The organism is Mycobacterium sp. OAS707 (assembly GCF_014873705.1).
Lineage (GTDB): Bacteria > Actinomycetota > Actinomycetes > Mycobacteriales > Mycobacteriaceae > Mycobacterium.
In genome coordinates this window covers 237,214-256,056 of record NZ_JADBDS010000006.1, presented here as the reverse complement: position 1 = coordinate 256,056, position 18,843 = coordinate 237,214, and the positions used below count along the sequence as shown (strand labels likewise).

Here is an 18,843-nt window from a genome sequence, read left to right as displayed (position 1 = left end):
TGTTAATCGGATCGCGTCGCATTGAGCAACGTGTCTGGGACGGGGCGCACAACAGCGTGCGCGGCTGCGACTACTGTGGCCCGTATGTTCGGCGCAGTGGTTTCAGAATGTGAGACATGCGGATGATTCGCGACGACCGCGGGGTTACACGGGAGTGGCTCTGAACTCCCAGCGCGGCGCCGACCTGCCCAGCCCGGTGGTCCCCCCGAAGTTTGACGAGCCGAGCCCTGCCGCTCTGCGGCGGGTGTTGCGGCGGGCGCGGGACGGTGTGGCTCTCAATGTCGACGAGGCCGCGATCGCGATGACGGCTCGCGGGGACGATCTGGCGGATCTGTGCGCGAGTGCGGCGCGGGTGCGCGATGCGGGGCTTCAGGCCGCGGGCCGGCGCGGCCCCAACGGGCGGTTGCCAGTGAGCTATTCGCGCAAGGTGTTCATCCCTGTCACGCATCTGTGCCGCGACACCTGCCATTACTGCACGTTCGTGACGGTGCCCGGCAAGCTGCGCGCCGAGGGTATGGGCATGTTCATGGAGCCCGACGAGATTCTCGACGTGGCCCGTCGGGGTGCCGAATTGGGTTGCAAGGAGGCGTTGTTCACCCTCGGCGACCGTCCGGAGGCGCGGTGGGACGAGGCGCGGCAATGGCTCGACGAGCGCGGTTACGACTCCACGTTGGATTATGTGCGCGCGATGGCGATTCGCGTGCTGGAGGAGACCGGGCTGCTGCCGCATCTGAATCCCGGGGTGATGTCGTGGTCGGAGCTGTCGCGGCTCAAGCCGGTTGCGCCGTCGATGGGCATGATGCTGGAGACCACGTCGCGCCGGCTGTTCGAGACCAAGGGGCTTGCGCACTACGGCAGCCCTGACAAGGACCCCGCGGTGCGGCTGCGCACGCTGGCCGACGCCGGTCGGTTGTCCATCCCGTTCACCACCGGACTGCTGGTCGGGATCGGGGAGACGCTTGTCGAGCGCGCCGAAACCATTCATGCGATTCGCTCCTCCCACAAGGAGTTTGGGCACGTTCAGGAAGTGATCGTGCAGAACTTCCGGGCCAAGGACCACACCGCGATGGCCGCGGTGCCCGACACCGGCTTCGAGGACTTCGTCGCGACGGTGGCGGTCACCCGATTGGTGATGGGCCCCAAGATGCGTATCCAGGCGCCGCCGAATCTGGTGTCACGCGCCGAATGCCTGGCGTTGATCGGCGCCGGTGTCGACGACTGGGGCGGGGTGTCGCCGCTGACACCGGATCACGTCAACCCGGAGCGACCGTGGCCGGCGCTGGATGAGCTCGAGGCGGTCACCGCCGAGGCCGGCTATGACCTGGTGCAGCGGCTGACCGCGCAACCGCAGTACGTGCAGGCCGGAGCGGCGTGGATCGACCCGCGGGTGCGCGGGCACGTCGACGCGTTGGCCGATCCGGACACCGGGCTGGCGGCCGACGTCAATCCGGTCGGGCGGCCGTGGCAGGAGCCCGATGAGGCCAGTGAATCATTGGGCCGCATCGATTTGGCGACGGCCATCGATTCCGAGGGTCGTCTGACTGAGACGCGCAGCGATCTGGGTAGCGCTTTCGGCGACTGGGAGTCTGTCCGCGAGAAGGTGCACGAGTTGGCGGCGCGCGCGCCCGAGCGCATCGATACCGATGTGTTGGCCGCGCTGCGTTCGGCCGAGCGTGATCCCGCCGGGTGCAGTGACGACGAATATCTGGCGCTGGCCACTGCTGATGGCCCTGCACTGGATGCCGTTGCCGCGCTGGCTGATTCGCTGCGTCGCGAGGTGGTTGGCGATGACGTGACGTTTGTGGTCAACCGCAACATCAACTTCACCAACATCTGCTACACCGGCTGCCGGTTCTGTGCGTTCGCTCAACGTAAGGGCGACGCCGACGCGTTTTCGTTGTCGACAGCCGAGGTGGCCGACCGGGCGTGGGAGGCGCACGTCGCGGGCGCCACCGAGGTGTGCATGCAGGGCGGCATCGATCCCGAATTGCCGGTGACGGGCTACGCCGATCTGGTGCGCGCGGTCAAGGCGCGGGTCCCCTCGATGCACGTGCACGCGTTTTCCCCGATGGAGATCGCCAACGGCGTGACCAAGAGCGGGTTGAGCATTCGGGAGTGGTTGACCAGTCTGCACGAGGCGGGCCTAGGCAGCATTCCGGGAACCGCCGCAGAGATCCTCGATGACGAGGTGCGCTGGGTGTTGACCAAAGGCAAGCTGCCGACGTCGATGTGGATCGAGGTCGTCACCACCGCCCATGAAGTCGGGCTGAAGTCGTCCTCGACGATGATGTACGGCCACGTCGATGCGCCCCACCACTGGGTCGGACACCTCAACGTGTTGCGCGGCATCCAGGACCAGACCGGTGGCTTCACCGAGTTCGTGCCGTTGCCGTTCGTGCATCAGAGCAGTCCGTTGTATCTGGCAGGCGGAGCGCGTCCTGGGCCCACGCACCGCGACAACCGAGCGGTGCACGCACTGGCCCGAATCATGTTGCACGGCAGGATTTCCAACATCCAGACCAGCTGGGTCAAGCTCGGTGTTGAACGCACACAGGTGATGCTCAACGGCGGCGCCAACGATCTGGGCGGCACGCTGATGGAAGAGACCATCTCGCGGATGGCCGGCTCGGAGTTCGGATCGGCCAAGAGCGTCGACGAACTGGTCGAGATCGCGGCGGGCATCGGCAGACCGGCCCGCCAACGATCCACGACGTACGCGCCGCTTGCGGCTTAGCCCTAACCAACAGGAGCTACGGCAACTACCGACGGGTCATGCGACGGCGTGAGTTCCGGTGCGTCGCCCGGTATGACCCGAAGCGGGACGCGTCGCGGCCCCATGCTCGCAGGCTTACCTGCGGGTGCGAAGCAACGGTCGCGGTCACCCGTCGCTGGGTTACCCGGGATTCCGCCTGCCTGGAGGCAGCATTCGACGGCGTTCCTGACCGTCTTGTTCATGCAGGCTTCGTAAGCCTCCATGTCGAGGACGTCCGATCCGGTGCCGCGGTCGTCCCCTTCGGCGTACGCGAGGGCGGCATCGCCGAGGCCACCCAGCCCGAACGCAAAAGTGGCCGCGAGCAGGCCCGCACTCGTAGCGAGTTGCAAGCTTGCGGTGATCTTGTTCCTACGTGTCATTGTGGTGCTCCTTGTTGATGGCGCACTCGCCTTGTCGAGTGCATTCATCAGCTAGGTGCGACCAGAGGTGTCGAGGGTGACACTTTTTGTTCGAGCGCGACCGTGAACTAGGTGCCAGGCTCGGCACGTATACATGACGGACCGACGCGAAGGAGATGCATGACCACCATTTCGGGGCTACCGGCCCACGCCCTGCTGGTGCACGCAATCGTCGTGCTCGCGCCGCTGGTCGCGCTGCTCGAGATCCTGTGCGCGATCTGGCCTGGGGCTCGGCGGCGACTGGTCTGGCTCGTCCTCGCTCTTGCGGCGGTGAACATGGTCCTCACGCCATTGACTACCTACGCGGGGGAGTGGCTCTACGACCAGCAGTCCGACCCCAGCCCCATCCTTCGCGAACACGCCGAGCGCGGCGATTGGATGATCTACTTCTCAATCGGTCTGCTGCTGGTGGCTATCGCACTGGCAGCGATGCATTGGCTAGAGGGCAGGTCCGAAAAACGCCGAACAGTCGCAACGGTGGTGATCGCGATTGTCGCGCTGGCGGTGGGGGTTTCGTCGATCGTCGGTGTGGTGCGTATCGGCGACGCCGGTGCCCAGGCGGTGTGGGGCCGACAGAGCTGACAGCCTCCGTCGGCCCCGCAACATCAGGCCTGCTTGAGCGCCTCGATCTCCAATGTGATGGTGACCTTGTCGCCGACGACCGTGCCGCCGGTCTCCAACGGCATGTCGATATCGATGCCGAAGTCCTTGCGGTTCAACACCACCGACGCCTCGAAGCCGGCGACCTCGCCGTGCCCCATGCCAGGGTTGACGCCGTTGAACTCGAGATCCAGGCTCACCGGCTTGGTGACACCCTTGAGGGTGAACTCACCGTCGAGCACATAGTTGTCGCCGTTGGACCGCACATTGGTCGACCGGAACGTCGCGGTGGGGTACTTCTCGGCATCGAAGAAATCGGCCGCCTTGACGTGGGCGTCGCGCTGCTCGTTGTTGGTGTTGATGGAGTCGACGGCGATCTCGGCCGTCACCGAAGGGGTGCCGTCCTCGGCGACGACGATCTCGCCACTGAAGTTCTGGAAGGTGCCACGTACCTTGCTCACCATCAGATGGCGTACCGAAAAGCCGATCGACGAGTGAACCGGGTCGATGGCCCAGGTGGTACCCGCGGGGAGCTGGGTGGTTCCGGTCGCTTCAGAGGTCGAAGTCATGTGTATCTCTCTCACCTAAGGGCGCCGGCCTGCCCGACGCCTTCACCCGAAGTAAACGGACCGCAGTCCGAATACATTCCCGGTGGATGGAAGCGGATGGAATCAGCCTTTTAAGAGCCGGTTGAGCGGCGCCACCGGCACGATTCCGGTCGCCATCGAGCTCAGCTCTGGATCAATGGTGACCAGTTCGTCTGCCTGGAGCTTGGCGATGGCGATGTATTCCGCGTCGTAGATCGTGTTCCAGCCGTGTTCACGCGCGAGGTTCCATGCGGTGCGACGGGAAGACCGATCGCCCAGTAGGCGGATCTTGAGCTCAGTGATGCGCTCGTGTTGCTCGAGGGCTTCGCCGTCGGTGAGTTCGCCACGCTGCACACTCTGCAGCATCAGCGTGAGCGCGTGCGATCGGATCAGGTTCGGGGCGACGAGTTGGTGTGCCGGGTCGGGACGGAGCCCCGAGCTCACCAGGTGCAACAGCGTCGGGGCGTCGATCGCCAGGTGGGCCATGCCGAGAGCCTAGAGCTTGGCGGCCAGCTCGGTGCCTTCCCGGATCGCGCGTTTGGCGTCGAGCTCGGCCGCCAGCGCGGCGCCGCCGATGATGTGCGGCTCAATTCCGTTGCGGCGCAAGTCGTTTTCGAGATCGCGCACCGAGTTCTGGCCCGCGCAGATCACCACGTTGTCGACCTCGAGCAGCCGCGGGTCGGAGCGGTTGGGCCCGAAGCTGATGTGCAGCCCGCCGTCATCGATGCGTTCGTAGTTCACGCCGGACAGCTGCTGTACGCCCTTGGCCTTCAACGAAGCCCGGTGCACCCACCCCGACGTCTTGCCGAGCCGTTTACCTTGCGGGCCTTTCGTCCGCTGCAGCAGATACACCTCGCGCGCCGCGGGCGCGGGCAGCGGAGTCGTCAATGCGCCACGTGTTTCCTGCGGATCGGCCACACCCCATTCCGCTTTCCACTCCTTGAGGTTCAGCGTTGGTGATTCGTCCGTGACGAGGAACTCGCTCACGTCGAAACCGACGCCGCCCGCACCGACCACCGCGACCGTCTTGCCGACGGGCTTGCCCGTGATGGCCTCCGCGTAGGTGAGCACCATCGGATGGTCGATGCCGGGGATGTCGGGCATTCGCGGCGACACGCCTGTCGCCAGTACCACTTCGTCGAAGCCGGCGAGTTCGGCCGCCGTCGCGCGAGTTCGAAGCCGAGTCTCGACGCCGTGCTTGGTCAGCATCGTCGTGTAGTAGCGGATGGTCTCGCTGAACTCTTCCTTGCCGGGAATCCTTCGCGCCAAGTCGAATTGGCCGCCGATCGCATCGCCGGCCTCGAACAGTGTCACGTGATGGCCGCGCCGTGCGGCGGTGACCGCGGTGGCCAGGCCGGCGGGTCCCGCACCCACGACAGCCACGCGCTTGGTGCGTCGCGTCGGCGCGAGCACCAACGTCGTCTCATGTCCGGCCCGCGGATTCAACAGGCACGACACTGTTTTGTGCACGAACACGTGGTCGAGGCAGGCCTGGTTGCAGGAGATGCAGGTGTTGATTTCGTCGGCCGCGTCGGCTTGCGCCTTGCGGACCCAGTCCGGGTCGGACAGCAGTGGCCGCGCCATCGAGATCAGCGCGACGTTGCCGTCAGCGAGGATCTGCTCGGCCGCTTGCGGCATGTTGATTCGGTTGGATGCCACCACCGGGATCTGCACATGCTCTGCCACCGCGTTGCTGATGTCGACGAACGCACTGTTGGGCACCGAGGTGACAATGGTCGGCACCCGAGCCTCATGCCAGCCGATACCGGTGTTGATGATCGTCGCGCCCGCAGCCTCGACTTCGGTTGCCAGCGCGACGATTTCGTCCCAGCTCTGGCCGTCTTCGACGTAGTCGGCCATCGACATCCGGTAGCAGATGATGAAGTCGTCGCCGACTGCTGCGCGGGTACGCCGCACGATCTCGACCGGCATCCGTCGACGCTTCTCCGGGGTGCCGCCCCAAGCGTCGGTGCGCTTGTTGGTGCGGGGGGCCAGGAACTGGTTGAGCAGATAACCCTCGCTGCCCATGATCTCGACGCCGTCGTAGCCGGCTTCGCGGGCCAGCGCCGCACAGCGGGCGAAGTCGTCGATCGTGCCGTCGACATCGCGCAGCGCCCGCGGACGGAATGGGTTGATGGGCGCCTTGATGGACGACGCGCTCACTGAAAACGGGTGGTACGCATAGCGTCCGGCGTGCAGGATCTGCAGCAGAATTTTGCCGCCTGCGTCGTGCACGGGCTGCGTGATGCGGCGGTGCCGCCTGGCGTCCGAGCTGGAGGTCATCTGCGCGGCGAACGGCAGCAGCCAACCGGTGCGATTCGGGGCGTACCCGCCGGTGATGATCAGGCCGACGCCGCCGCGGGCGCGTTCGGCGAAATACGCGGCGAGCCGGTCGGTGTCGCGAGCGCGGTCCTCGAGGCCAGTGTGCATCGAGCCCATCACCACCCGGTTGCGCAGTGTGGTGAACCCAAGATCCAACGGCGACAACAACTTCGGATACGTCACAGGATGTCCCCCTTCAACGCTGCTGCCACTTCGTCCAGCCAGTCGATGGCGCTCTCTTCGGCACGGATACCGCCCCGCAGCACCAGGTATTGGTGCAGCGCGGCGCCGGTCAGCCCGCGCGGGTGGGGGAATTGCCGCTTCTCGAACCCGCGGTAGGTGTCGAGCAACTCGGCGCGTTCGGCGCGCAGGGCCGCCACCTGTGCGCGCACCGCGTCGACATCGCCGTAGTCGGCGCCCCGGACCTTGACCGCGATGTCGCGGGTGCGGTTGTCGGCAACGGAACTGCCGCGCCCTGACAGGGGTTCGGCGATCCAGCGCGCGAGTTCGCCACGGCCTGCGTCCGACACCGTGTAGACCTTCTTGTCCGGCCTGCCCTGTTGCACGACGGGGCTGACGCTTACCCAGCCGTCCTGCTCCATCTGTTTCAGCGTCCGATAGATCTGCTGATGGGTAGCGGCCCAGAAGTAGCCGATGGACCGATCGAAGCGACGAGCCAGCTCATAACCGGACCCGGACTGCTCGCACAGCGACACCAGGATCGCGTGGGGAAGGGCCACGCGGGCAGCCTAGAGCGAATCCGCGGCGCTATGCAACTAGTTGCACTGCAACCAAGCGCATAGGCCGCGGTTCGTCACGTCAGCACCAGTTCACGTTGACGTCGGTGCCGCCGGAGTTGACGTGGACCGAGCAGTCGACGGGGCGAACGGTCGGCGAGTCCGAATGCGTCGAGTAGACCGCGTCGTGCGTTGGCGCGACATAGTCGGGCGCTGCCATCGCCGGACCGGCCAACCCGAGGGTGACCGCGGCGAACGCACCTGCACTGACGAGACCGAGGGTGAACTTCTTCATCTCTGACTCCTTTGTCCGACTTAGCTGAGCTAAGTATCTGATGTCCGCAGAAACGCGTTACGAATAACGGCTGTTCCGTCACGCGGTGTGCCTGGCAGACGATCACAGGGGCGCGGCGGATGTGGCGGGCATCACATGCCTGACGAGCAGGGAGAAGAGCGATCCGGATGGGAGTGTCCCTAGGCGCGCTGTATGTGCAACGTCTAGTATCAGTAACCACGCGGCACCCCTAACCGGGAGTCACGGAAGTTAGGGCACACTGAGGCGAATGTCCAAGTACCGGCAACGGATACTTGGCAGCGACTTTTCGGCGGGCCCGAGCTAAAAGAGCGGCAGCCCCACTGACAGGAGATCGAGGAGACCTCAGTGACGTACACGATTGCCGAACCCTGCGTCGACATCAAAGACAAGGCATGTATCGAGGAATGCCCTGTCGATTGCATCTACGAGGGCGCACGCATGCTGTACATCCACCCGGACGAATGCGTCGACTGCGGCGCATGCGAGCCGGTCTGCCCTGTCGAGGCCATCTATTACGAAGATGACGTGCCCGATCAGTGGAGCGGATACACCCAGATCAACGCCGACTTCTTCACCGAACTCGGATCGCCTGGCGGCGCCTCCAAGGTCGGATTGACGGAGAACGACCCGCAGTCGGTGAAGGATCTCCCGCCGCAAGGTGAGGACTCCTAACGGCCCGCCCTGGCCTTCGTAAGCGCGCCTCTTCGTCACTGCCGGAGTTTCCGTGGGACACGCTGGCTGACGTCACCGCGCTGGCGCGCGCGCACCCAGACGGCATCGTCGATCTGTCGGTGGGCACACCGGTCGATCCCGTCGCGCCGCTGATTCGCGACGCACTCGCCGCGGCCAGTTCCGCTCCCGGGTATCCGACGACGGCGGGCACGCCCGCGTTACGCGCGTCGGCGGTCGCGGCGCTGAGTCGCCGATACGGCATCACGGGAGTGGCCGATGACGCGGTGCTTCCGGCAATCGGGACCAAGGAACTGATCGCGTGGCTTCCTACGCTGCTGGGTCTCGGCCCCGACGACGTGGTCGTGGTGCCCGAATTGGCCTATCCCACTTATGAAGTCGGCGCGCAGCTGGCAGGCGCTCAGGTGGTGCGGGCCGACTCGCTCACCCAACTCGGCCCGCAGTCGCCGGCGCTCGTCTACCTGAATTCGCCTGGCAACCCCACCGGCAAGGTGTTGGGCGTCGACCACTTGCGCAAGGTGGTCGGGTGGGCCCGCGAGCGCGGCGTGCTGGTCGCGTCCGACGAGTGCTACCTCGGACTGGGCTGGGACGCTCAGCCGTACTCGGTGCTGCATCCCGACGTCTGCGACGGCGACCACACCGGGTTGCTGGCCGTGCACTCGCTGTCGAAGACGTCGTCGTTGGCCGGCTACCGCGCAGGGTTCGTCGCCGGTGACCCGGCGGTGATCGCCGAACTGCTGGCGGTGCGCAAGCACGCGGGCATGATGGTGCCGACGCCGATACAAGCCGCCATGGTCGCAGCGCTCGACGACGATCCGCACGAAGTTCTGCAGCGCGAGCGGTATCAGCAGCGGCGGGCCATGCTGTTACCCGCCCTGCAAGCGGCGGGACTGACGGTCGACGACTCCGAGGCCGGGCTGTATCTGTGGGCTACTCGCGGCGAGCCCTGCCGCGACACGCTCGCCTGGCTGGCGAAGCTCGGCATTCTGGTGGCGCCCGGTGAGTTCTATGGCCCGCGAGGGTCACAGCATGTCCGGGTGGCGTTGACCGCGACCGACGAGCGGATCGAGGCTGCTGCGGCCAGGTTGCGTAGTTGATTCACCCTCCCGCGTAATCGATCTCGTTGAACGGCCAGGACTCTGCCAGCCAGTCCCGGACCGCCTTGCGCAACGGAACGTCGAGCTCGGCCACATCGGCACGCACCCATGACCGGACACTCGCGTTGCCTTCGCTGTCGCCGGGGTCGATGTACACGCAGCCGATGACGTCCTCGGAGTCGGGATCGAGCACCGAGTAGGCGAACGCGACGCGCCTTTCGAACTCGTCGGCGTGCTCCTGTAGATCGGCCAGGTTCCGCTCTGCCGAGTAACCCTCGTCGGGCGGCCAGCCTCGATCCTCGAAGCCCGGTGTCCTCTGCAGGTGGACGATGCTCGACATCCACGCCGCGTGATCTCCGGCGTTGTGCTGGGGTCCGAGCGGTTCGAGCCGGAAGCGCGGGCACCGAAGGTGCGTCGGGACGGCGAAGTGCTCTGGTACCAGCGGGGTGGTTCTCGGCTGTTGCTGCATGCTCCACCTTCGCACGCTGTCGCCAGGTCAGCAGACCGAGCGACATCGCGGTCGTCACAATCGATGCATAATCGATGCAAAATGGGGTACAACTGACTACAACATCGGGGACCATCGCGATTTGGCTTTCCAACCGCGGGGTACACCACGCCATCGATGCAGGGAGAGGGGTGCCGCTTGACGGCGATCGACGGACGAGCCCGCATGCCCGCATCGACCATGCAGCGGAGCACCGCGGGTTCGCGTACCCGTCACGAGCTGCGTGGCGACGGTTGGCGCAGAACCATGCGAGGCGCCGTGCAGGAGATCGTCGAGGACTTCGTCACCATGCGGTGTGCACCCGAGCTGCACACCGCGGGCATCGGCATCGCCTCTGAAGTGCTTCGCGACTTCGTCGCGGGCGGCAAGTGCGTGCGGTCGACGTTCATGTACCTCGGTTGGTTGTGCGGTGCCGACGAGGACGAGGCGGCGCTGCGGGCCGCCGCCGGCCTCGAACTGCTGCACGCTTTTGCGCTGCTGCAGGACGACGTGATGGACGGTTCCGTACTGCGCCGTGGTCGCCCGTCAGGTCAGGTCGCCTTCGCCCAATGGCACCGCCGCCTTGGGCTCTCGGGTTCGCCGGGCCGGTTCGGTGATTCGGCCGCCGTACTCCTCGGCGATATGTGCTTGGTCTGGGCGGCGCAGATGATGCGGGAAAGCGGGGTCCCCGCGGCTGCACTGGAGCGCGTCTGGCCGCGATACGACGCGATGCGCACGGAGCTGGCGGTCGGGCAGTTCGCCGACCTGATCAACGATGCCCGCGTCTTCCCGACCCTGGACAAGGTGCTCGACGTGGCGCGCCGCAAGTCCGGCAACTACACCGTCAAGCGGCCGCTTGAAATGGGCGCCGCGATGGCCGGCTGCGGCGAACAGGTGATGAGGATGCTCGCCGAATACGGCGACGCGATCGGCGAGGCGTTTCAGATGCGAGACGACGTGCTTGGCATCTTCGGATCGCCTGCCATAACCGGAAAGCCCACCGGCAGCGACCTTGCCGAACGCAAGGCCACCACCGTGGTCGCGGCCGCCTACCATCTGGCCAACCCGAGCCTGCGCAGGCAGCTGCGCGAGATGATGAGCGCCGACGACCTCGACGACAACGACGTCCACCGATGGGCGGAGTTGATCCAAGCCACCGGGGCCGTCGATTGGATTGAACGGCTGATCGATTCGCGGCTCACCCGCGCCTTGAATTCGGTCAGTGACTGTGACATCCGCCCAGCCGTCCAAACCGCCCTTGCGGATATGGCGGCTGCGTGCGCCGAGCGGACGGCGTGACGGATATGCGGATCATCGGGAAGAACGCGAACCGCGTCGTCGTGGTTGGCGCTGGACTGTCCGGACTGTCCGCGGCGCTGCACCTCGCCGGTCGCGGCAGGGACGTCACTGTCGTCGAACGGGCACCGCATCCAGGCGGCCGCGTCGGCCGGCTCGACATCGACGGCTACGTAATCGACACGGGTCCGACTGTGCTGACGATGCCCGACATCATCGACGACGCCTTCGCCGCCGTCGGCGAAACGCTTTCCGACCGGCTCGATTTGATGCGCGTCGATCCTGCTTATCGCGCTTCGTTCGCCGACGGCAGCGCGTTGAACGTGCACAGTGGCCGCGACGCGATGGCCACAGAGATCGAGCGATTCGCCGGCCGTAAACAGGCAGACGGCTATCTGCAGCTGAGGGATTGGCTGACCCGGCTGTATGAGGTCGAGTTCGAGGGGTTCATCGCCGCGAACTTCGACTCGCCGCTGTCGCTGCTCACCCCGCAGCTCGCTCGACTCGCCGCGATGGGTGGTTTCCGGCGCTGGGATCGGGTGGTCCGCCAATTCATCAGCGATGAGCGATTGCAGCGGGTGTTCACCTTCCAGGCTCTCTACGCGGGGGTTCCACCGGAGCGGGCCTTGGCCGTCTACGCGGTCATCGCCTACATGGACACCATTTCCGGGGTGTACTTCCCACGCGGCGGCATGCGCGCGCTTCCCGACGCCCTCGCCGCGGCCGCCATCCACGCAGGCGTCGACTTCCGCTATGGCGCAGCCGTTTCCAGACTGGAGCGCAGTGCAGCGCAGATCACGGCTGTGCACACCGACGGCGGGGACCGGATTCCGGCCGACGCAGTGGTATTGACAACCGAGCTGCCCGACACCTATCGACTGCTGGGCCGAACACCGCGCAGACTGCTGCCGCTGCGTCCGGCGCCGTCTGCCGTTGTCGCACACGTGGGCTGTCGCGCGGTGGGTGACGACATCGGCCACCACAACATCGTGTTCGGTGAGGCGTGGCAGCAGACGTTTCGCGACATCATCGACGACGGGCAGTTGATGGCCGATCCCTCGCTGCTGGTCACCCGGCCAACGGCCGGTGACCCCCGGTTGGCTCCAGCGGGCCGTGACCTGCTCTACGTGTTGGCCCCGGCACCGAATATCGCTGTCGGCAAGGTCGATTGGGCCAGTAGGGGAACGGGCTACGCCGAGCAGATGCTGCAGGCTGTGCACGACCGGCTGCCTGCACTCGGCGTCGACGCTGAGGTGCTGCACGTCGACGATCCTGCCGCGTGGGCGCGGCAGGGAATGGTGGCAGGTACACCATTCGCGTTGGCGCACACCTTCGCCCAGACCGGCCCGTTCCGGCCGGCCAACACGGTGCGCGGTATCGACAACGTGGTCCTCGCCGGATCGTCGACCGTGCCGGGAGTCGGGGTGCCCACGGCCCTGCTTTCGGGTCGCTTGGCCGCCGACCGAATTACCGGCGCCGTCTCACAGCAGCGCCGTCAACGCCGTCCCCGGGTGGTGCAAACATGATCAGTTCAGAACTCCATGCGGCCGGTGTCCGAGATCCCGCGCTGCGCAACGCCTATCGGCGTTGCCGAACGCTCAACTCGCAGCACGGGCGCACCTTCTTTCTGGCCACCCGGCTGCTCGCTCCCGAGCAGCGCCCTGCCGTGCACGCCCTGTACGGCTTCGCCAGACGCGCGGACGACATCCTCGATGACTTCGATCCGGCGCTGCAGACCGCCGATCGCGAACACGAGCTGCAATGCCTGGCGACACAGCTGTTCAATCGGATGGTGGGCGGCGCCGCCGACGGCGGCGATCCCGCTCTGGCCGCGGTGGTCGACACCGCACACAAGTACGGGATCCGCTGGGAGTTGTTCGACGACTTCCTCGCCTCGATGCGGATGGACCTGACCACCACCGACTACGCCGACCGCGCGGCACTGAACCGCTACATGTACGGCTCGGCAGAAGTCATCGGCTTGCAGATGCTGCCCGTCCTCGGCACGGTGTGTGAGCGCGAGGAAGCCGCCCCGTACGCCGCGGCATTGGGAAAAGCCTTCCAGCTCACCAACTTTCTTCGCGACATAAGTGAAGACCTCGAGCGCGGCCGGATTTACCTGCCCGCCGATGAGCTCGCTGTACATCAGGTGAACCGCGACGTGTTGATGTGGTGTCACGCCCATCAGCGCACCGATGCCCGGGTCCGCAGAGCGTTGATAGAGCAGCACGCCGAAACCCGGCGCATCTACGACTATGCGCGCCGCGGCATTCCACTGCTGCACCCGCGGTCGAGGCCGTGCATCGCCGCGGCGTTCACCTTGTATTCGGAGATACTGGACCGCATCGAAGCACTCGACTTCGCGGTGTTCAATCAGCGCGCCACCGTCGGCATGGGCAGGCGCCTTCAGGTCGCCGGCGCCGGACTGGCCAAAGCGTGGGTTGCCAGGGCGCGGGGTGCAAAAGGGGCGTGACCATGGGCCACTGGCAGTATCTGTTCGTTCTCGCAGCATGTTTGGCGATCACGCTGCCGCTGGAACTTCTCGGTCCCGGCGTATACCGGCAGCCGTGGCGCACTGTATGCGCGATAATCCCGGTCGCCGCGGTCTTCGTGATCTGGGATGCGGTCGCCATCGCGGCGGGTGTGTGGACCTACAACCCGCTCTACGTTACCGGTGTCGAGCTTTTGGGTCGGATACCGATCGAGGAGTTGTTGTTCTTCGTCGTGATCCCGCTGTGCGGGCTGCTGACGTACAACGCCGTCGAGGCGCTTCTGAAGCGATTGCGGCGTAACCGATCCGAAGCGGCGCGGGTGTCATGATCGGCCTCGGGTACACCGTGCCGGCCGTGATAGCGGTCGTCGTGGTGTGCATACTGGAGTTCGCCGTGTTGCACACCGGGCTGTTTCGCCGTGCGGCGTACTGGATCTCGATGGTGATCGTGCTGGGCTTCCAGATTCCGGTCGACGGCTGGCTCACCAAACTCAACGCCCCGATCGTCATCTACAACGAGCGTCACACCGCAGGCGTGCGGTTTCCGTTCGACATCCCCGTCGAAGACTTCCTGTTTGGCTGGGCGATGGTGACCGCCGTGCTGCTGCTGTGGGAACGTCTGCGGCAACGCGACCGCGAAAGGGCGGTTTCATGACCCTGTCGTACGGCGATATCCCTGAGGCGTTCGATGCCGGCGCGCCGGCCTACGACAAACTCGTCGGCGCCAATCCCGGATACCACGGCCATCTGAGGCTGTCGGCGCAGCGGATGCGATTGCCAGGGGACGGCGCGGGGCTGCGTCTGCTCGACGCCGGTTGCGGCACAGGCGCATCCACGGCCGCACTGGTCGCGGTGGCCCCGCAGGCCGAAATCGTCGCCGTCGACGCATCGAGTGGCATGTTGGCGCAGGCGACCGCCAAACGCTGGCCGACCTCGGTGCGGTTCGTTGAGAGCCGCATAGAAGACCTGGCCGAGGCAGGGGTGCGCGGCCCGTTCGACGGCATTCTGGCCGCCTATCTCATGCGTAATGTCGAAGACAAGGACGGCCAGCTGCAGAGGTTTCGGGAGTTGTTGCGGCCGGGTGGAACGCTCGCCGTTCACGAGTACTCGGTGCGCGATTCCCGGCTCGCCACGATCGTGTGGAACGCGGTGTGCGCGACGATCATCATTCCCAGCGGCCGCATGCGCAGCGGTGACGCCGCGTTGTACCGGTACCTCAGGCGAAGCGTCAACCGGTTCGACGGCGCAGCCGCGTTTCGAGACAGGATGCGCGCCAACGGCTTCACCTCGGTGCGCAGCGAAACGGTGCCCGGCTGGCAGCGAAATGTTGTCCACACCTTCTTGGGGCAGGCGCCACGATGACTGATCCGCGACGCGTGACGATCGCCGCACCCCAAGGCGTTCCCGATGCAGGGGCGCTGCCCAGCAGGCCGCATGTCGTGGTCGTCGGCGGAGGGATCGCCGGGCTGGCGGCCGCGGCGGGACTGGCAGAGCGCGGCGTCACGGTCGACGTTGTCGAGCAGCGTCCTTACCTGGGCGGCCGGGTCGGTGGCTGGACAGAGACCTTGCCTGATGGCACCGATGTGGCGATGAACCGCGGGTTTCACGCATTTTTCCGCCAGTACTACAACCTGCGGAACCTGTTGCGTCGGGTGGACTCAGGGTTGTCGATGTTGGCGCCCGTCGATGACTATCCACTGATCGACGGAGTCGGCCGGCTGGACACGTTTCGCGGGCTGCCGCTGAGGCCACCTTTCAACGCGTTGGCATTTGCGCTGCGCAGTCCGACCTTTCGGGTGCGGGATCTGGTGCGGCTGAATGTGCGCGCAGCCGGCCCGCTGGCCGCGGTGTCGGTGCCCGACGTGTATCACCGGCTCGACCATGTCGACGCCGATTCGTTTCTTCGCGACATCAACTTCCCAGAAGCGGCGCGGCATCTGGCGTTCGAGGTGTTCTCGCGCAGCTTCTTCGCCGAACCGGCCGATCTGTCGGCCGCAGAACTTGCGGCGATGTTCCATATCTACTTCCTTGGCTCCAGTGAGGGCCTGCTCTTCGATGTCGCAGACGCCAATTTCGATGTCGCCCTGTGGAATCCGTTGCGCCACTATCTGGAGTCGCTCGGCGTTCGGTTCCTGACCGGAACGTCCGTGCAGGAAGTACGTGTCGATGGTGCTATCGCCGTGCACTGCGATCCTTCCACCCGGCTGGATGCCGACGGCGTGGTGCTGGCGACGGATGTCGCAGGCCTTCAGCGCATCGTGGAGAACTCACCCACCCTCGGGGACGACGACTGGCGCAAGAGTGTGTCGAAGCTGGGCATTGCGCCGCCGTTTGTCGTACTGCGGTTGTGGCTTGACCGCAAAGTGAACCCCGACCGGGCACCGTTCGTCGGCACCGGCGGACGCGCTCCGCTGGACAACGTCAGCGTGCTGGATCGCTACGAACGCGAAGCGAAAGCATGGTCTGAGCGCACCGGCGGCTCCGTCGTCGAACTGCACTCATACGCGGTGACGACCCATGCGAACGTGCGTGAGGACTTGTTGGATCGGCTACGTGAGCTGTACCCGGAAACCAGAGACGCCAGAATTGTCGGTGAAAAAGTGTTGTGCCACAACGACTGTCCGCGGTTCGCGCCGGGCGACTTCGAGGGGCGTCCCGGCGTGGCCACACCGAACCCCGCGGTGATGCTGGCCGGTGACGGCATCCGCATCGACCTACCCGTCGCGTTGATGGAACGGGCCGCCACGACCGGTTGGGCGGCCGCCAACGGGCAACTGCAGCGATTCGGGATCCGAGGTCACCCGCTGCACACCGTCCCGAACTCTGGCCGGATGGGTCTTCTGAGCCGGCTTGCCAACCGCGAAAGGCGGTCACAACGATGAGCAGGTTCGCCGACCTCACGTCACGCCTGTCGAAAACGACGCCCTTTCAAGTGCTTCCGGCCCTGCGCTGGTCGCAACAACGTCCGACCTATCGCGATGCCGCGCCTGCCATCATCAACGCCGCGTTACGCCGCTCCCAGCGCCGCCCAAGCGGCAACTGGTATGCGATTGCCGCCAGCGATGCCATCCGTAAGCGACCGCTTGCTGTTTCGGTTGCCGGGGTCGAACTGGTCGCGTGGCGAGGCGAAGGCGGCGCTGTGCATATCGGGCCGGAGGCATGCCCACACCTCGGTGCCGACCTCACGACGGGGACTGTCGACTGCGGCGCGCTGGTATGCCCGTGGCACGGGTTACGCCTGCACGGTGGGCGCGAATTCGGTTGGCGGCCTTATCCGTCGTACGACGACGGCGTGCTGACCTGGGTGCGTCTGGACGGCATCGGCGGTGAGCCGCCCACGGAGCGCCCGGTGCTTTCCGAGCGGCCGCGCGGCGCGCAGATCGACGCGGTGACACGGCTGGTCGGTACGTGCGAGCCGCAAGACGTCATCGCCAACCGGATGGACCCCTGGCATGGCTCATGGTTTCACCCGTATTCGTTTACTCGGCTCGACGTCCTCACCGCCCCGCCTGCGGACGACGATGTTCCAGAGGAGCAGGATCGTTTCCTGGTCGCGGTGACGTTTCGGATCGGCAGGGTAGGGGTGCCCGTCGTCGCCGAGTTCACGAGTCCGGAACCGCGGACGATAGTGATGCGCATCGTCGACGGTGAGGGAACGGGCAGCGTCGTCGAAACGCACGCCACGCCAGTAGGACCCGGAGCCGACGGGTTGCCTCGCACCGCTGTCCTCGAAGCGGTCGTCGCGCACTCCGACCGGCCGGGCTTCGGCCACGCGTTGCGCGCCGCACCCTTGATCAGGCCGGCGATGCGACGCGCTGCCACCCGGCTGTGGCGCGACGACCTCGCCTATGCCGAGCGGATCTATCGCCTGCGCACTCGGTGAGTCGTTTGTGCATCGATTTGCCGGGTATCCGAATGGCATGAGCAAAGAGTTTCGCAAGGGTGACAAGGTCACCTGGAAAAGTCACGGCAGCACGGTCACGGGCGCCGTCGAGGAAAAGATCACCGCCGACACGGCAACGGCTGGGCGCATGGTCCGCGCATCCAAGGCTGAACCGCAGTACCGCGTGCGCAGTGACAAGAGCGGGCGTGACGCTGTGCACAAGCCGGAATCTTTGCGTCGGGCGAACTGAATGACGATCGACGACCCAAAGGCAGCCTGGCAGGATTTCCGCGACACCGTCAACATGTCTGCCGCTGAGCTCGAGAAGTGGCTCGACACAATCGAATCGAAGAAAGTCGGGCAGAAAGAAGGCACCGGGGAGTCGACTGGTCACGCCAGCGGCCGGTGGATCGTCGATCTGTTGCGTTCCAAGAAATCAGAGCTGACTGGCGGCGATTACGCGCACATGCGCAAGGTCGTCGGGTATGCGCGTCGCCACCTCGCGCAACGACCGTCCGGCGACGTCACCGACTCGGCTTGGCGCTACTCACTGATGAATTGGGGCCACGATCCGTGTAAGTAGCGGCCTCGAGCAGGGGGATCTGTTCGGCCGCCCACGGGCTGATCGCCCAGCGCAGCGCGGCGGCCGTCCGCAATTCGGCCCATGGCACCCAGGCGTGGTCCATGACCTCGTTGGGCACCGGGTGGACGGGCCCTGATGCGATGGTGCAGAACACCGGGCAGAGTTCGTTTTCGACCGTGCCGTCGGCGGCAACCGCGCGGTACCGGTAGTCGGGCAGCACACAGGTCAGGCCATCGATACGCAGGCCGAGTTCCTGGCGGGCCCGTCGGTGCACCGCATCCATGACGGCTTCACCGGGAGCGGGATGGCCGCAGAACGAATTCGTCCACACCCCGGGCCATGTCCGCTTGCCCAGTGCGCGCCTGGTCATCAAGACGCGGCCCTCGGCGTCGAAGACGTAGCAGGAGAAGCCCAGATGCAGAGGTGTTTTCTCGTGATGGACGGAGGCTTTCGCGGCGGTTCCAAGCTCTCGTCCATCGTCGTCGACCAGCACCACCAATTCGTCAGTGCCGGCTAATGCGGTCTCAGGCATCTGCCACGGGTACCCAATCAATCGATGCGGAAACGATGCAGCTCTGGCCAG

The 18,843-nt window shown here is 65.8% G+C and carries 22 protein-coding genes; 14 read left to right on the top strand and 8 right to left on the bottom strand.

Going from position 1 to position 18,843, the window contains the following annotated elements; genetic code table 11:
* Positions 1–154: 154 nt before the first annotated feature.
* The gene (locus tag GGC64_RS32520) at positions 155–2,734 is read left to right on the top strand and encodes a bifunctional FO biosynthesis protein CofGH (protein ID WP_192726725.1); all 2,580 of its coding nucleotides are present in this window, start codon (positions 155–157) and stop codon (positions 2,732–2,734) included.
* 2 nt (positions 2,735–2,736) lie between these two features.
* Here GGC64_RS32520 and GGC64_RS32515 read toward each other — a convergent pair whose 3' ends face one another.
* Positions 2,737–3,132, bottom strand: coding sequence for a hypothetical protein (locus GGC64_RS32515; protein ID WP_192726724.1), 396 nt, complete (start codon positions 3,130–3,132; stop codon positions 2,737–2,739).
* A gap of 159 nt (positions 3,133–3,291) precedes the next feature.
* Between GGC64_RS32515 and GGC64_RS32510 the strand changes: the two genes are divergently transcribed.
* Entirely contained in the window at positions 3,292–3,753 is a 462-nt protein-coding gene (locus GGC64_RS32510) for a DUF2231 domain-containing protein (protein ID WP_192726723.1), read from the top strand.
* Positions 3,754–3,776: 23 nt separating this feature from the next.
* Here GGC64_RS32510 and GGC64_RS32505 read toward each other — a convergent pair whose 3' ends face one another.
* From GGC64_RS32505 to GGC64_RS32485, 5 genes are all read right to left on the bottom strand, one after another.
* Positions 3,777–4,340 carry a YceI family protein gene (locus GGC64_RS32505; RefSeq protein WP_192726722.1) on the bottom strand — a complete coding sequence of 188 codons (564 nt, stop codon included), beginning with the start codon at positions 4,338–4,340 and terminating at the stop codon, positions 3,777–3,779.
* 102 nt (positions 4,341–4,442) lie between these two features.
* Positions 4,443–4,844, bottom strand: coding sequence for a type II toxin-antitoxin system VapC family toxin (locus GGC64_RS32500; protein ID WP_192726721.1), 402 nt, complete (start codon positions 4,842–4,844; stop codon positions 4,443–4,445).
* Between the two features lie 9 nt (positions 4,845–4,853).
* Positions 4,854–6,863 carry an NADPH-dependent 2,4-dienoyl-CoA reductase gene (locus GGC64_RS32495; protein WP_192726720.1) on the bottom strand — a complete coding sequence of 670 codons (2,010 nt, stop codon included), beginning with the start codon at positions 6,861–6,863 and terminating at the stop codon, positions 4,854–4,856.
* Positions 6,860–7,420 carry a PadR family transcriptional regulator gene (locus GGC64_RS32490; RefSeq protein WP_192726719.1) on the bottom strand — a complete coding sequence of 187 codons (561 nt, stop codon included), beginning with the start codon at positions 7,418–7,420 and terminating at the stop codon, positions 6,860–6,862. The genes GGC64_RS32495 and GGC64_RS32490 overlap by 4 nt, the downstream gene beginning before the upstream one ends.
* Positions 7,421–7,499: 79 nt before the next feature.
* The gene (locus tag GGC64_RS32485) at positions 7,500–7,712 is read right to left on the bottom strand and encodes a hypothetical protein (RefSeq protein ID WP_192726718.1); all 213 of its coding nucleotides are present in this window, start codon (positions 7,710–7,712) and stop codon (positions 7,500–7,502) included.
* A gap of 366 nt (positions 7,713–8,078) precedes the next feature.
* On the opposite strand from GGC64_RS32485, the gene fdxA reads away from it, so the two are divergent.
* Positions 8,079–8,405, top strand: a complete 327-nt coding sequence (fdxA, locus tag GGC64_RS32480; RefSeq protein ID WP_192726717.1) for a ferredoxin — start codon at positions 8,079–8,081, stop codon at positions 8,403–8,405.
* A gap of 38 nt (positions 8,406–8,443) precedes the next feature.
* Positions 8,444–9,520 (top strand): succinyldiaminopimelate transaminase, encoded by a 1,077-nt coding sequence (dapC, locus tag GGC64_RS32475; protein ID WP_192727004.1) that lies wholly within the window; start codon positions 8,444–8,446, stop codon positions 9,518–9,520.
* Between the two features lies 1 nt (position 9,521).
* On the opposite strand, the gene GGC64_RS32470 is transcribed toward dapC, so the two are convergent.
* Positions 9,522–9,989: an N-acetyltransferase gene (locus GGC64_RS32470; RefSeq protein ID WP_192726716.1), complete on the bottom strand. Its 468-nt coding sequence runs from the start codon at positions 9,987–9,989 to the stop codon at positions 9,522–9,524.
* 219 nt (positions 9,990–10,208) lie between these two features.
* Here GGC64_RS32470 and GGC64_RS32465 point away from each other — a divergent pair, with 219 nt between their 5' ends.
* Genes GGC64_RS32465 through GGC64_RS32420 form a run of 10 tightly spaced genes read left to right on the top strand, consistent with a single transcriptional unit; the run spans position 10,209 to position 18,260 of the window.
* The gene (locus GGC64_RS32465; RefSeq protein ID WP_192727003.1) at positions 10,209–11,306 is read left to right on the top strand and encodes a polyprenyl synthetase family protein; all 1,098 of its coding nucleotides are present in this window, start codon (positions 10,209–10,211) and stop codon (positions 11,304–11,306) included.
* 5 nt (positions 11,307–11,311) lie between these two features.
* Positions 11,312–12,829: a phytoene desaturase family protein gene (gene crtI, locus GGC64_RS32460; RefSeq protein ID WP_192727002.1), complete on the top strand. Its 1,518-nt coding sequence runs from the start codon at positions 11,312–11,314 to the stop codon at positions 12,827–12,829.
* Positions 12,826–13,776, top strand: coding sequence for a phytoene/squalene synthase family protein (locus GGC64_RS32455; RefSeq protein WP_192726715.1), 951 nt, complete (start codon positions 12,826–12,828; stop codon positions 13,774–13,776). Before crtI ends, GGC64_RS32455 begins: the two co-directional genes overlap by 4 nt.
* Before the next feature lie 2 nt (positions 13,777–13,778).
* Positions 13,779–14,123, top strand: a complete 345-nt coding sequence (locus tag GGC64_RS32450; protein WP_192726714.1) for a lycopene cyclase domain-containing protein — start codon at positions 13,779–13,781, stop codon at positions 14,121–14,123.
* Entirely contained in the window at positions 14,120–14,449 is a 330-nt protein-coding gene (locus GGC64_RS32445) for a lycopene cyclase domain-containing protein (RefSeq protein ID WP_192726713.1), read from the top strand. The genes GGC64_RS32450 and GGC64_RS32445 overlap by 4 nt, the downstream gene beginning before the upstream one ends.
* On the top strand, positions 14,446–15,156 hold the full coding sequence (locus GGC64_RS32440) for a class I SAM-dependent methyltransferase (RefSeq protein WP_192726712.1): 711 nt from the start codon (positions 14,446–14,448) through the stop codon (positions 15,154–15,156). Before GGC64_RS32445 ends, GGC64_RS32440 begins: the two co-directional genes overlap by 4 nt.
* Positions 15,153–16,676 (top strand): FAD-dependent oxidoreductase, encoded by a 1,524-nt coding sequence (locus GGC64_RS32435; RefSeq protein ID WP_192726711.1) that lies wholly within the window; start codon positions 15,153–15,155, stop codon positions 16,674–16,676. Before GGC64_RS32440 ends, GGC64_RS32435 begins: the two co-directional genes overlap by 4 nt.
* Positions 16,673–17,677, top strand: coding sequence for a DUF5914 domain-containing protein (locus GGC64_RS32430; protein ID WP_192726710.1), 1,005 nt, complete (start codon positions 16,673–16,675; stop codon positions 17,675–17,677). The genes GGC64_RS32435 and GGC64_RS32430 overlap by 4 nt, the downstream gene beginning before the upstream one ends.
* A 37-nt stretch (positions 17,678–17,714) precedes the next feature.
* Positions 17,715–17,927 (top strand): DUF2945 domain-containing protein, encoded by a 213-nt coding sequence (locus GGC64_RS32425; RefSeq protein WP_192726709.1) that lies wholly within the window; start codon positions 17,715–17,717, stop codon positions 17,925–17,927.
* Positions 17,928–18,260: a DUF3140 domain-containing protein gene (locus GGC64_RS32420; protein WP_192726708.1), complete on the top strand. Its 333-nt coding sequence runs from the start codon at positions 17,928–17,930 to the stop codon at positions 18,258–18,260.
* On the opposite strand, the gene idi is transcribed toward GGC64_RS32420, so the two are convergent.
* Positions 18,202–18,792, bottom strand: coding sequence for an isopentenyl-diphosphate Delta-isomerase (idi, locus tag GGC64_RS32415; RefSeq protein ID WP_192726707.1), 591 nt, complete (start codon positions 18,790–18,792; stop codon positions 18,202–18,204). The genes GGC64_RS32420 and idi overlap by 59 nt on opposite strands.
* Positions 18,793–18,843: the final 51 nt, after the last annotated feature.

What these genes read in the sequence shown, in the direction of transcription:
- GGC64_RS32445 (WP_192726713.1), top strand. Translation starts at nt 14,120, where the DNA reads ATGATCGGCCTCGGGTACACCGTGCCGGCCGTGATAGCGGTCGTCGTG.
- GGC64_RS32435 (WP_192726711.1), top strand. Translation starts at nt 15,153, where the DNA reads ATGACTGATCCGCGACGCGTGACGATCGCCGCACCCCAAGGCGTTCCC.
- GGC64_RS32450 (WP_192726714.1), top strand. Translation starts at nt 13,779, where the DNA reads ATGGGCCACTGGCAGTATCTGTTCGTTCTCGCAGCATGTTTGGCGATC.
- GGC64_RS32455 (WP_192726715.1), top strand. Translation starts at nt 12,826, where the DNA reads ATGATCAGTTCAGAACTCCATGCGGCCGGTGTCCGAGATCCCGCGCTG.
- GGC64_RS32500 (WP_192726721.1), bottom strand. Translation starts at nt 4,844, where the DNA reads ATGGCCCACCTGGCGATCGACGCCCCGACGCTGTTGCACCTGGTGAGC.
- GGC64_RS32485 (WP_192726718.1), bottom strand. Translation starts at nt 7,712, where the DNA reads ATGAAGAAGTTCACCCTCGGTCTCGTCAGTGCAGGTGCGTTCGCCGCG.
- idi (WP_192726707.1), bottom strand. Translation starts at nt 18,792, where the DNA reads ATGCCTGAGACCGCATTAGCCGGCACTGACGAATTGGTGGTGCTGGTC.
- GGC64_RS32430 (WP_192726710.1), top strand. Translation starts at nt 16,673, where the DNA reads ATGAGCAGGTTCGCCGACCTCACGTCACGCCTGTCGAAAACGACGCCC.
- GGC64_RS32425 (WP_192726709.1), top strand. Translation starts at nt 17,715, where the DNA reads ATGAGCAAAGAGTTTCGCAAGGGTGACAAGGTCACCTGGAAAAGTCAC.
- GGC64_RS32420 (WP_192726708.1), top strand. Translation starts at nt 17,928, where the DNA reads ATGACGATCGACGACCCAAAGGCAGCCTGGCAGGATTTCCGCGACACC.
- GGC64_RS32465 (WP_192727003.1), top strand. Translation starts at nt 10,209, where the DNA reads ATGCAGCGGAGCACCGCGGGTTCGCGTACCCGTCACGAGCTGCGTGGC.
- GGC64_RS32510 (WP_192726723.1), top strand. Translation starts at nt 3,292, where the DNA reads ATGACCACCATTTCGGGGCTACCGGCCCACGCCCTGCTGGTGCACGCA.
- GGC64_RS32440 (WP_192726712.1), top strand. Translation starts at nt 14,446, where the DNA reads ATGACCCTGTCGTACGGCGATATCCCTGAGGCGTTCGATGCCGGCGCG.
- GGC64_RS32470 (WP_192726716.1), bottom strand. Translation starts at nt 9,989, where the DNA reads ATGCAGCAACAGCCGAGAACCACCCCGCTGGTACCAGAGCACTTCGCC.
- GGC64_RS32515 (WP_192726724.1), bottom strand. Translation starts at nt 3,132, where the DNA reads ATGACACGTAGGAACAAGATCACCGCAAGCTTGCAACTCGCTACGAGT.
- crtI (WP_192727002.1), top strand. Translation starts at nt 11,312, where the DNA reads ATGCGGATCATCGGGAAGAACGCGAACCGCGTCGTCGTGGTTGGCGCT.
- GGC64_RS32505 (WP_192726722.1), bottom strand. Translation starts at nt 4,340, where the DNA reads ATGACTTCGACCTCTGAAGCGACCGGAACCACCCAGCTCCCCGCGGGT.